We start from the raw sequence: 13,497 nt of genomic DNA on the forward strand, positions 1-13,497 counted from the left end.
TCTTTTAAAAAGCAAAAAATTCACAATTGCTTTAAACAATCGTGAATTTTTTGCTTTTTAATTTTTCTTTATTCCTATTATTTTTTTAAATCCTATGATTGAAATAATGCAATTAACTATAAATATAGCTATGCAAATTACTAAGCTAAGTAAATATACAAAATTTAAATTTTCTTTCATAAAATCAGCTAATGCATTAATTGCAAAATAACTATGAATTGCACCAACTACTAATGGAATGAAATAAAATAATGCAACTTCTCTACTTATAGATTTACTTATATCTTTCTTTGAAGCTCCTATACTTAAAAGTGTTTTATACTTTTGCTTATCTTCATTTGCATCACTATAAATTTTTATATAAATAATACTAGCTTCTGCTAATGCCATTACTAAAAATAAGAATCCTCCAATTGCATAAACAAATTTTACCCATTCTATTGTTTTTAACTCAAATTGCCCATAAAATCCATGAGTGGTTTCTAAATTAAGATTTTTTCCTATTTCATCTATTACATTAATTATATTTTCTTCATTTTCTATTTTAATGCCATAGAAATTTATTTCAGTTGCTATTTCTTTAAGCTTTTCATATTCATCATTATTAACAACTATAGTAGAATAATTTAATGCTTCACCAAAAACTCTGATTCTAGTACTTTCGCTTACATTAAACTTAACATCATTTAATGTAATATCATTGGTATTAGCTAAAAAGCTCATAAGAGTACCTGGTCTTTCAATGTATATAACATTATTACCTTCTACCATTTCCTCATTAAACTTATCTAAGTCTTTCTCATCACCATTTGCTTTTAATATATTAGATAAATTATCATAAGATACTACTATATATTCATCATTTTGATATTCCGGAACATCTTTTAATGTACTATTAACCTTTAGTACTTTAGTATTTAAGGAATATTTTTCTTCTCCAACTTCTTTTAATTTATGCGCTATTTCTTCTGAATTAAACTCATCTGTAGATGAAATTGCTAAAGAATATAAAGTAATATTTCTTTGGCTATTTTCATATGTTGTCTTCATTGAAAAGGCTGTTCCAAGAACTGTAGTAGTTGTTGCTGTTAGTATAGCTATAGTAGCATAAATAGTATAGTTTTTCTTAAATCTATAAGCTAAATTATTTATAGTTACAATATTTGATCCTTTGTATAATATAGATTTTCTATTAATTAAGAAATTAAACACTATTGGAAAAACAGCTCCAAATAATCCATATGTTCCTATACAAACTAATACTAAAGTCTTAAGAGCATTCATTGCTTGTTTACTTACTAAGTAATATCCATATCCAATTAGAAATAATGCAATTATAGCAATTATATATATAATAAAATTAACTTTAGGCATCTTTTCTTGTTTTTTATTTGCATTTAAAAGATCTACAATTTTGCTTCTAACTATACTTATAAATCCTTTTATACTCATAAATAAAAAGATACACATAAAAATTGCTATAGTATAAATTATTGAATTTAAGCTTACATTAAACGTCACATCTATATTAAAGTCTGCAATTTTAAAAACTACTATTTGAAAAAACTTTGATAAGACAACTCCTATAGTTGTTCCAATTATTGATGCACTTACTCCAATTAACATCATTTCAATAAAATATATCTTTCCTATTACTGATGAATCAAGACCCATAAATGCATAAATACCAATTTCCTTTTTTCTATTTCTTAAGAAGATATTAGATGCATACCAAATAAAGAAAAACATAAATATAACTAAAATGACAGTTATAACTTGCAAAATAAGCTTGCTATATTCTTCATTCATATCACCAAGGACTTTCATTGCCTCTCCATCCATCATAATTAAGAAATTACTTAAAACAACCACAGAAAAAATCATTGAGATAAAGAACATAGTATAGACTTTTATATTATTCTTAAAATTATTATAAGCTATATTAAATACGCTCATTATTTAGCACCTCCTAAAGATGCTAACATATCAATTATCTTACCATAGAACTCTTTTCTATTATCTCCTTTATTTAATTGACACTTTATTTCTCCATCACTTAATATATAAACTTTATTAGAATAACTTGCAGTAAGAGCATCGTGAGTAACCATAACAATAGTCGCATTTTCTTCCTTATTTGCTCTACTTAAAGATTCTAGCAAATCTGATGATGATCTTGAATCTAATGCTCCAGTAGGCTCATCTGCAAAAATTACTTTTGGATCAGTTATTAAGGCTCTAGCTGCTGCCCCTCTTTGCTTTTGTCCCCCAGATAATTCATATGGATATTTCTTTAAATGTTCCTTAAGACCGAATATCTCTGCAATATTAATTACTTTGTTTTCTATATCTTTAGTTTTCTTTTTTCCTAATGCTAATGGTAATGCTATGTTATCCATTAAATTCATATTATCTAATAAATTATAATCTTGAAATATAAATCCTATTTTATCTCTTCTTAAATTAGATAATTCTTTATTTTTAACCTTTGTTATATCTCTTCCATCAAGAATTATTTCACCTTTTGTTGGTTTATCTAAGCTTGAAATTAAATTAAGCAAAGTAGTTTTTCCTGCTCCTGATGGGCCCATTATCGAAATAAAATCACCTTCATTAACAGTAAAATTAATATTGTTTAAAACTCTTGTTCTAAACCCTCTAACTCCATACTCTTTAGATACATCTTTTAACTTTAAAATTTCTTTCATAACTAATTCCTCCAAAATTAACTTTAACTTTAATTTTATTTTAATAGTTTTTTAATTTGGATTCCTTCACTTAACCTTACCTTTTTTATTCTAATGTTACATTTTAGTAACCTTTAAATAATCGGAGATTTTATAGAAGTATATATTAAATAAAGTATATTCACCCTTAATTGATTCCACAGAAATTTCATGTTCTAATTTATTTAATACCTTCTTAGTAAAATAAAGTCCCATGCCAGTAGATTTATATACTTTATTTCTACCATTACTTCCTGTAAAACCTTTATTAAATATCCTATCTATATCTTCTTTTTCTATGCCAATGCCATTATCTTTAATACATAGTTTTATATATTCTCTATTATCCTCTGCATAAAATTCTATCTTACCATTTTCTTTTGAATATTTAATAGCATTATTAATTAATTGATCTATAACATAAATAATCCATTTTCCATCACTATAAATATTATAATTTAAATTACTTGTAGCAATTTCTATCTTATTTTTTATTAAAAAAAATGAATTGTTTCTTATAGATTTTTTAACTATATCCCCTAAATTTTCTTCTTTAATAAAAATATCCTCTGAAGCTACTGTTGCTCTACTTCCATAAATAACTGAATTAACTAAAAAATTAATTTTTTCTGTTTCATTTTTTATACTACTTGCTAAAGCATAATCTTCTATATCTTCTGAAATTATATTTAATGCTGTTATTGGTAATTTTATTTCATGAACCCATTTAGAAATATATTCTTCCATATCTCTTAATTTTTCTTCACATTCTTTAGTTTTGAAATCATACTTTTTATCTTTATTGTCTATAAGCTTAAAAATAATTTCCTCTTCTAAAGAATTTTCTTTAACATCTTCTATAGAAATATCATTTTCATTTAAAACAGATTTATATAAATCGTAATATTTCTTTTTCCAATTAAAATAAGCAGTGTATATCCATATTAAATATATAGTAATTATAATGAAATCTAAATAAATTAAATCACTAGATCTACCATTGAATGAATTTATTGAAATTAAATATATGTTTATTACTAGTAATAAAGCTATTGAAAATATAATATTTATATTATTTTCTTTTATAAACCTCATTAAGCTCATTAAATCATATACCCTATACCTTTCTTGGTCTTTATAAAATCATTTAATCCTAACTCATCCTTAAGTCTTCCCCTAAGCCTTGTTACATTTACAGTTAATGTATTATCACTTACAAACTCATCATCATTCCATAAACTCATCATGATTTTATCTCTTGATACTACTTTTCCTTTATTTTTAATAAGTATTGATAATATCTTCATTTCATTTTTTGTTAACTCAATAATATTATCTTCATATTTAAATGTACATTTTTCCATATCTAAAATAGTATCTTTATAATAAATAACAGAATCTGAAAAAGTATAATCATAGCTTCTCCTTAGTAATGCATTAATCTTAGTTATTAAAACTTCTATAGAAAAAGGCTTTGTTATATAATCATCGCCACCATTATTTATTCCCATAATTAAATCCATATTTGAATCTCTTGAAGATAAAAATATTATTGGCACCTTAGATATTTCTCTAATTTTTTCGCACCAATAAAACCCATCATAGTATGGTAAATTAACATCCATTATTATTAAACTTGGTTTCTTTTCAATAAATTCTTTTACTATATCACTAAAATTATCTATAAGCTCTACACTAAATCCCCATTTCTCTAAAGATAAAGAAAGTTGTTTTGATAAATCTAAATCATCTTCTACTAATAATATTTCTCTCATAATAGCACCCTCCAAATTATTTTTATGTAAATTATAACATTATGTAAATTTATATAAAACATTATAAGACATAAAAAAGCTATAACCAATATAGTCATAGCCTTATTTTTATTTAAAAGTACTTTGGTTACGCTAGTAAAAACTATAACGCCCTCGATACTAATAATCTTATATTTAATTTCTAATTAACTTAACTTCTTTATTTATTAACCTCAATGCTTCTTCTTTTATTCCTTCTAAGGAATAATTACAACGCTTGTCTTGTATTATTATTTTCGTTTTTATGTTGAATTCTTTATTATATCTATCTATTATTCTATTTTTAATATGATATTTAAAATTACTTCCACCTAAAACAACCACACTAGGGTTAATTATTGCTGATAGTGTTTTTATAGTATTTATAATTACATGTATATACTCATCGTCATTTAAATTGCTCATCATCATAGCATTTAAAAAGGTATTATCCATAGGAATAAATCCAATTTCTCCTGCATATCCATTATCACCTTTTAGAACTCTTCCATTTATTATTATTCCAGCTCCTACCCCTAATGAAGTAAAACTTACATATACAAGACTAATAAATTCACCTTTATTCTTTCCTGTATAATCATTATAAAATGCTAAAGAAGCAGAATTTATATCATTTTCTAATAATATAGGAACATTAAATCTTTCCTTAAGATGTTTTTTTATTTTTATTTCTTTCCAATCTTCCATTCTAATTCCAGATAAATATCCATCATTAGTAACAACTCCTGGAACACTAATCCCAATACCTTCTATATTATGATAAACTTCATATAACGTTTCTATTGTATTTGCAATAGTTTTAATATCTTCCAGGCTACTTATTTCTTTAATCTTTTCTTCTAAAACTTCTCCTAAAGAATTTACTATTCTATATACTGTTTTATCCTCTTCTATTGATATTGCTATTATATATCTTTTATTAGAGTTCATCTTATATCTTTCAGCTCGTCTTCCACCACTAGATTCATCTAATCCTACAGATAGTATTTCATTCATTTCTATAAGCTCATTTAAAATGACTCTTACAGTTGTATGACTTAAACCTGTATCCTTAGAAATCTCAGCTCTAGTTGCATTACCTCTAGTCCTTATTGAATTCATTATTAATGAAGTATTTACATTTTTAAGTTCCTTTGGCTTTCCTGCAATTTTTTTCATTATATAAGATTTAACTCCTTTAAAATATCTATTGGTTTTTTAAATTCAAAATCAGCCTCTATTCCTTCTAAGTTATCAGCACCCCATATAGCTAGTCCAAAATCCATCCCTGCAGCTTTAGTTGCTTTATAATCAAATATTGTATCTCCAATATACATACAATTCTTTGGTTCTAGATCTAATATTTCAGTTACCTTTAACAAAGGGTCAGGATATGGCTTATGCCTTTCTGTATCCTCTGCTAAAACTTCACATTTAATATATTTTTTTAATCCAGTAGGTTCAAAATCTATTTCATATTGGTCTTTCATTTTAGAACTTGCTATAGCACATATAATTCCTTTTGAATTTAATGTTTTTATTACTTCATCAAACCCTTCAAACAATGTAGCGCCTTCTTCAAAATCATTTACATATCTTACCCACTTTTCATATGATTTTTCTATATCATCAAAGCCTAACTCTTCTAGAGTTTTCTTTCCTGCATATGCTTTATATTTAAGTAAATCTGAATACATAATATCTTTACCAAGCTCTTCTTTTATTAATCTTTGAAGTGGAACTAAATTCATTCTCTCAGTATTTAAAACTGTTCCATCTAAATCAAAAATTATGCATTTATACTCTCTCATATTTATATCCATACCCTTTACATTATACTTTTGAAAGTTTCCTTCAAAAGTATAATAACATTAATTAATAATTTAATCAATAATTATAATAATAGCATCTAATTATTTCTTACTTTATATATAAAGGAACATCATAATGATGTTCCTTTAATCATATTATTTCATTTTCCAAATATCCATTTCTTAATGAGTTTTCTCTTAATATATTTTTCCATAGTTCCATCATCTCCCTAGACGGAACTTCATATTTCTTATGCTTATTTATATATTTGAATTTATACATTTTTGTTAAACTATGATAAGGAAGTATATCAACATATCTTATATTTTTATAATCATTAGCTATTTTACATATAGCCTTAAAGTGATCTTCATCGTCATTAACACTAGGAATTATAGGGCATCTTAGAATGATACTCTTGTTATTATTATTTAGTACTTCTATTACTTTATAAAAATCAAATTCTCTCTTTATATACTTTTTATAACTTTCTTTCTCAGTTAATTTATAGTCTAACAAATATTCGTCTATAAACTCAACTGACTTTTCTATTTGATTTTCGGGATCATATCCACTTATATCTAGACATATATGTATTCCTATTTCCTTTAATTTAATTGATACTTCTTTGATAAATTCAAATTGATTTATAGCTTCTCCGCCGCTAAAAGTCACTCCACCATTCGAAACATTATAGTAATCAATATCTTTCATTATAATTTCAATTAATTCATCTGAAGTATATTCCTTTCCATATGCTTCATAAGCATTATTAGGACATACATTTATTAATTCGAAGTTTTGATCGTGCTTATTAAAGTCTATACTCAACTTATCATTAATAATTTTTATTCCATCTCCATTCACATGTTGAACACATTTTCCGCAAACAACACACTTTCTCGGATTATACTTTAATTGAATTTTAGGAGAAATAGACTCTGGATTATGACACCATGGGCATCTTAGATAGCATCCTTTCATAAAAACTGTTGTTCTTATTCCTGGACCATCATTAACAGAAAATCTTTGTATATCAAACACTATTCCTTTCCTACTCATTACATGTCCTCTCCATTATTTCTCTTTGAACATCATCATCTAAATTTACAAATCTTGCACTAAATCCTCCAACCCTTACTGTTAAGTTCTTATATGCTTCCGGATTATTATATGCTGCAACTAAATCTTCTTGATTTACTATATTCACCATAAGCTGTGGCCCACCCTTTTTAAAATAAGTAGAAAATAATGCTTTTATTTTCATTCTTTCCTTATTAAACATAGTCTTAGAAAATTTAATGTTCTGAACGCTACCTGCATGTATATCTGCTCGTATTTTAGCAAGAGAATTTAACATTGCTGTTGGTCCATTAGTATCTGCTCCACTTTGAGGGTTATTAGCATTACTCATATATAATCCTGCTATTCTTCCATCTGGTGATGATGCTGTTGCTCGTCCCCATTCTGTATTAACTTGATTATTTATAACAACTACTAACCAACTATCTAGCCCAACTTTATTAGCTTGCTTAGCCACTTCATTGCAAGTAAATTCATGAAGTTCAACTGCTATAGAATCAATATAGTCATCATCATTTCCAAATTTAGGAGCATTAATCATTTCTTGCTTTACATCATTATACCCATCAAAATCAACTTCTAGCACTTTTTGAATATCTGTTAAAGTATATTTTTTTTCATCAAATACTAATTTTTTGATTGCACCTAAGGAATCTGCAGCATTTATATTTCCATACATCTCATTTGTTCCACCTAGATACTTAACTCCACCATCTAAAGTCATTTTTCCTCTTCCAATACAGTCATCAGTTAATATACTCGTAAAAATGAATCCTACTTTTTCATTCATTACTTTATATGAGTAAGCATGAGCATCAGCTGTTAATTCTATATAATAACTTAATAACTTCTTATATTCATCAAAGAATTCATCAAAACTTTCTATTTCATTCATCTTTTTTACTTGAAGTGTTCCATACTTATATTTATAATCCCATTGATCAATTCCATCATGAATCATAATTGTTAATAATTTTAACAAGTTAATACAAGTATTGGGTGTACCTACACTTTGCCCAGAAAGAACAAATTCTCCACATCCAAATGGAACATATTGCTCTGCTGCTTTCATATCTACATGCATGGTTTTAGAAACTGCTGGAATATTCACATCATCATTATACAAAATAGGATAGGTTGTTCCTTCTCCAATACAGTCTAGAGCTAAATCATATATCTCTTGATTCATTCCTTCGTAAATTCTAAGAGTAAATTGCGGCTCAACTAGCTTTGCTTCTTTAGTTGCTCTAATTGCTAACTTACAAAATACATCTGCATTCTTTTCATTTCTTCTACCTTTTCCACCAACAATAACACGTCCATTAACATTTGTTCTTTTTACTTCAATAAGTCTCCACTGTGATTTAATGTATTCTATAGCTTCTTCTTCAGTAATTATATTATTTTCTAAATCATGAACTAAATAATCTCCTAAATAATCATCCATTCTACCATAGTTTACAACACCTGATACCGATGAATATAACCATGCAAGTTGCATTGCTGATATAAATGAATTTGGTTTATCATTTTCAATTGTATTTAATGCAACTAATAACTTTTCCATTTGCATTCTTCTCTTTTTTGAAAGTGTATCTTTTTTTAACTCTTTCTCAACTTCTTCTATATGATATCTAACTACAACTTTTAAAAGCTCTAGTGCTTCAATCATAGAATCATATTCTTTTTGTGAATCAATATTAATTGCTCTTTTTGAATTTATTATATTCTTTAGTCCATTGATTCCATTATCTAATAAAAGATTATAGTTTAAATACATTCCACTAAAGCGTGCTGTTATAATCGCTGGAAATAATACATCTACAAACTTTCCTAAAACATTTTCTTGTAATTTATCCTTATAAAATACTTCCCTAGTATCATTTTTTTTCCAATAACTTTTTAAATATTCTATATCATCTTCATATTTTTCCCCAAGTTTATTTACGTAATAATCTAACTTTTCTAACTTACAATAATGTCCTGGCCCACCAACTGATGTTACGCTTCCAAATCCTATTGCTAATGCATCATATCTTCCTACTATCAAATCGTCTTCATACATTGGCCTAAAAACTTTAGGAAAAAGGACTTTTAAACACTCAATTTCTCTTTTTAATTTTTCACTATCATCATATTTTTTATGGATTTCTGTATACTCTAACATTGTTTCTAACTGTTCTAACTCGCTCATATATAGAGGTTCCTTTGGTGCAACAGCTACATTAGTATCATTTCTTTTTAACTCTCTTTTAATCATTACTTATTCCCCCTACCAACTTGTAATTACAAGTTAATTCTATATCATTAAATTTACCCAGTCAAGTTAATTGTTTTAAATAGTCTCCAAAATAAAAAACTACCCTAATGCAATATTTAAAATCACATTCGAATAGTTTGCTTATTTTATCTAACAGAAGCTATTGTAATTGAATTATCAGTAGAAATTTCTCTAGTATATTGAGCAAGTATTGATTTTGTTAAATAAACTTTATGTTCAATCTCTAAAATAGCAGAATCTAAATCTATTTCCAACACTTTAGAAACGTCTTCATTTGATTTTATAGCTTTTATAGTCTTAATATCGTGACTGACATTATAGTGTTCTTCCATGTACTTGAATACAGATTTCTTTAAAACTTCCTCATTGAAATCTTTAAATAAATAGCATGGCATATATGTATATTCTAGTATTTTTGGTTCTCCTGAAATAACCCTTAGTCTTTTAAAATAAATAAATTTTTCCTTTTTATCAACATTGAAAATATTGCATAAGTTCTCATCGCCCTCAATTTCTTTACAAAAAAATATTTTATTTTCTATCTTAGCTCCTTCATCTTGTTTTTCTGATAATGTTGTTAATTTACTTTGTTCATAAAATTCCGGAGGATTAACAAATATCCCTGAACCTTGTCTTGAATGAACATATCCCTCATTTTTCAATTTAAGTATCGCTTTTCTTAACGTTGGTCTACTTACCCCATACTTATGACAAAGTATTTCTTCTCCCTCTAAGGAAGACCATGAAGAATATTCTTTTTTTATAATCTTATTTTTTATCTCTTCATATACCTCTACGTATTTCATATTGCCTCCAAATATAAATAATAATATTATTTTAGACATAAAACTTTTCTAAACATTTATACTAAGTATACCACACATACTTAAAAACGCGAATTTTTTATTTTACAAATTAATATTTACAAATTAGTATTTACAAATTTGTTTTTTTATCTTATTATTTTATTGAAAACGAAAACAGGGGGAATAATCTATGAATAAAATTTTTTCAAAGGACTTAATCCAACTTAACATTAAGTCTAGTACAAAAAATGAGTGTATAGAAGAATTATCATCACTTCTATATCAACAGGGGAAAATAACTGATGTAAAAAAATATGTAGCAGATGTTCATAAGAGAGAGGAGGAATTTTCTACAGAATTAGAAAATGGAGCTGCTATACCTCATGCCAAATCTATTCATGTAAAATCACCATCTGTTGCTATCGGTATAAGTAAAAAGGGGATTACTTTTGGTAACGATGAAACTAAAAAAACTCATTTAATTTTTCTTATAGCAATGCCAGAAAACTCAGATAATACTCATATTCATACCTTATCAACTATAACTAGTAAACTACTTGATGAGAATGATGTTACTAAAATGATTAATTCTAAATCTATTGATGAGTTAATTTATCTTCTAGAAGATGACGCTAATGAGGAAGTATCAGTTACAAATAATAAATTTCTTATAGGTGTTACTGGTTGCCCAGTTGGAGTTGCACATACATATTTAGCTGCAAAGTCTTTAACTAAAGCTGCTAACGAAATGGGATATTCAATAAAAGTAGAAACTAATGGATCTATAGGTGTTGAAAATTCTCCTACGAATTATGAAATAGACAGAGCGGATGGAATAATAGTTTCTTGTGATAAGGAAGTATATATGGATAGATTCAATGGTAAAAGAGTTGTTGTAACTGGTGTAAAATCAGCTATAGACAAGCCAAAAGAACTTATAAATAAGGCATTAGACCCTTCAACTCCTTTATATACTTCTAAAAATACTTCTAAGAAAAGATCTAATGAAGAAGATAAAGGAAAGGGCACTTTTTATAAAGCCCTAATGAATGGTGTATCATTCATGATACCTTTTGTAGTTATAGGTGGACTTATGATTGCTGTTTCACTTGCTCTAGGTGGTGAACCTACTCCAGGCGGATTAGTTATTCCTGAGGGAAGTATATGGAATAAAGTTCTAAGCATCGGTGATATTGGATTTAAATTAATGATTCCAATTTTGGCAGGATATATTGCATATGCAATTGGTGATAGACCTGCACTTGCTCCTGGTATGATAGGAGGATGGATCGCAAATAACGGTTCTTTTTATGGAGCTGATGCTGGAGCAGGCTTTATAGGCGCTATTGCTGCTGGTTTATTAGTTGGCTATTTTGTTTTATATTTTAAGAAAATCAAATTTCCTAAAGCAATTGAAGCTCTAGTTCCTATAATGATCATTCCAATTTTAGGTTCTTTATTTATTGGATTTATATTTATTTTTATAATCGGTGCTCCTATATCATCTCTTATGAGCTGGTTATTTGACACATTAAAGAATATGTCATCAGGAAGCATGATAATTCTTGGATTAGTTATTGGATTAATGCAAGGCTTTGACATGGGTGGACCTTTTGGTAAAGTTGCATTTATGTTCTCTGTTGGATTAATTGCAGAAGGTCAATATCAATTTATGGGCGCTCAAGCAGTTGCTATTCCTGTTGCTCCACTCGGAATGGCATTAGCTACATTCCTTGATAGAAAGAAAATGTTCTTTAAAGAAGAAGAAAGAGCAAATGGTAAAGCTGCTCTTGCTATGGGCTTAGTTGGTATATCTGAAGGTGCGATACCTTTTGCAGCTAGCGATCCACTAGCTATAATCCCAGCCAACATGATTGGTAGTGCAGTTGCTTGTATTCTTGGATTTTTATTTGGAATTACTAATACAGTCGCACATGGTGGTCCAATTGTTCTTTTATTAGGAGTTGTAAATAAACCTTTTATGGGACTATTAGCTATGGTTATAGGTACTATAGTAACTGCACTTTTAACTTTAACTATAAAGAAATTTAGATTAAATAAAAAAACTACAAAAGCTAAGTAAGGTTATTATAACCTAGTATTAATTAACTACATTAACTACATTAATACTTCAAATAAAAATAATTTTAGGGATAGGTAATGATACCTATCCCTAATTCATTGAAACTATAGTTATATCAGAATTATATTTAATTTGCTTACTTATTTGTATCAATAAATTATTGCAATAAACATTATGAGTTGTCTCAATTGAATTACTTATTTTTTCTGGTGCATATTTATTTATTATATGATCTTTATCAACTAATACACTTTTAAGTTCTTTTCTATCATGAGTCAAAGTAAGATTCTTATCTTTTTCAAAATAATTCAATATACTGCCTTCACACTTTTCTTCATTAAAATCTTTAAAAATATCTGTAGGTAAATAGCCTTCTTCATATATTACATTATCATCAGTTTCAATTATTCTTTTATATTTATAAAGAGTTTCTGAACTAAAGTACTTTTTAAAATTATTAGGAATTATACTAAAATCTATAACCATTGTAGAGTTTAATCTATTACTTTCAATACTTAATGATGCAATCGTTGTATTTAGATAGAACTCCCTTGGATTAATATAATATCCCTTACCTTGCTTAGAATTTATATATCCATTTTCTTTTAATTTTTTCAATGCTCTTCTTACAGGCTCTCTTGAAACATCATACCTTTTACATATTTCATTCTCAGAAATTAATAACTCTCCTTCTTTAAATTCTCCATTTAAAATCAGTTTTTTTATTTCTCCATATATGTAATCCTTCTTTGTAGTCATTTACTCATCTCCCTTATTCCTAATAAACTTTCAAAGTTATTTTGACGCCCTAATTTTCCATATAATCAATACTATCTATTATATCATAATAAATTAATCCTTGAATTTAAACTAATATAAATTAATATGTATTTAAATTAATATGTATTTAAAT

General features: G+C 26.8%; 11 protein-coding genes. 1 reads left to right on the forward strand and 10 read right to left on the reverse strand.

The window, feature by feature from the left end; all coding sequences use genetic code 11:
- Window positions 1–57: 57 nt before the first annotated feature.
- From I2A75_RS12760 to I2A75_RS12800, 9 genes are all read right to left on the reverse strand, one after another.
- A complete protein-coding gene (locus I2A75_RS12760; RefSeq protein WP_195265067.1) occupies window positions 58–1,956 on the reverse strand; it encodes an ABC transporter permease in 1,899 nt (632 codons plus the stop codon).
- Window positions 1,956–2,708, reverse strand: a complete 753-nt coding sequence (locus I2A75_RS12765; protein WP_195265069.1) for an ABC transporter ATP-binding protein — start codon at window positions 2,706–2,708, stop codon at window positions 1,956–1,958. Before I2A75_RS12765 ends, I2A75_RS12760 begins: the two co-directional genes overlap by 1 nt.
- Before the next feature lie 96 nt (window positions 2,709–2,804).
- Window positions 2,805–3,821 (reverse strand): ATP-binding protein, encoded by a 1,017-nt coding sequence (locus tag I2A75_RS12770; RefSeq protein ID WP_243242164.1) that lies wholly within the window; start codon window positions 3,819–3,821, stop codon window positions 2,805–2,807.
- Between the two features lie 8 nt (window positions 3,822–3,829).
- Window positions 3,830–4,501, reverse strand: a complete 672-nt coding sequence (locus I2A75_RS12775; protein ID WP_195265073.1) for a response regulator transcription factor — start codon at window positions 4,499–4,501, stop codon at window positions 3,830–3,832.
- A 174-nt stretch (window positions 4,502–4,675) separates the two neighbouring features.
- Window positions 4,676–5,698, reverse strand: coding sequence for an ROK family protein (locus tag I2A75_RS12780; RefSeq protein WP_195265075.1), 1,023 nt, complete (start codon window positions 5,696–5,698; stop codon window positions 4,676–4,678).
- On the reverse strand, window positions 5,698–6,342 hold the full coding sequence (locus tag I2A75_RS12785) for an HAD-IA family hydrolase (protein ID WP_207733823.1): 645 nt from the start codon (window positions 6,340–6,342) through the stop codon (window positions 5,698–5,700). The genes I2A75_RS12780 and I2A75_RS12785 overlap by 1 nt, the downstream gene beginning before the upstream one ends.
- A 139-nt stretch (window positions 6,343–6,481) precedes the next feature.
- Window positions 6,482–7,393 carry a glycyl-radical enzyme activating protein gene (locus I2A75_RS12790; RefSeq protein ID WP_195265077.1) on the reverse strand — a complete coding sequence of 304 codons (912 nt, stop codon included), beginning with the start codon at window positions 7,391–7,393 and terminating at the stop codon, window positions 6,482–6,484.
- The gene (locus I2A75_RS12795; protein WP_195265079.1) at window positions 7,386–9,674 is read right to left on the reverse strand and encodes a pyruvate formate lyase family protein; all 2,289 of its coding nucleotides are present in this window, start codon (window positions 9,672–9,674) and stop codon (window positions 7,386–7,388) included. Before I2A75_RS12795 ends, I2A75_RS12790 begins: the two co-directional genes overlap by 8 nt.
- 146 nt (window positions 9,675–9,820) lie before the next feature.
- The gene (locus I2A75_RS12800; RefSeq protein WP_195265081.1) at window positions 9,821–10,501 is read right to left on the reverse strand and encodes a GntR family transcriptional regulator; all 681 of its coding nucleotides are present in this window, start codon (window positions 10,499–10,501) and stop codon (window positions 9,821–9,823) included.
- 190 nt (window positions 10,502–10,691) lie between these two features.
- Here I2A75_RS12800 and I2A75_RS12805 point away from each other — a divergent pair, with 190 nt between their 5' ends.
- On the forward strand, window positions 10,692–12,584 hold the full coding sequence (locus tag I2A75_RS12805) for a fructose-specific PTS transporter subunit EIIC (protein ID WP_195265083.1): 1,893 nt from the start codon (window positions 10,692–10,694) through the stop codon (window positions 12,582–12,584).
- A gap of 90 nt (window positions 12,585–12,674) precedes the next feature.
- On the opposite strand, the gene I2A75_RS12810 is transcribed toward I2A75_RS12805, so the two are convergent.
- Window positions 12,675–13,343 carry a GntR family transcriptional regulator gene (locus I2A75_RS12810; protein WP_195265086.1) on the reverse strand — a complete coding sequence of 223 codons (669 nt, stop codon included), beginning with the start codon at window positions 13,341–13,343 and terminating at the stop codon, window positions 12,675–12,677.
- Between the last annotated feature and the right edge of the window lie 154 nt (window positions 13,344–13,497).

Source organism: Clostridium sp. 1001275B_160808_H3 (assembly GCF_015550425.1).
Lineage (GTDB): Bacteria > Bacillota > Clostridia > Clostridiales > Clostridiaceae > Clostridium.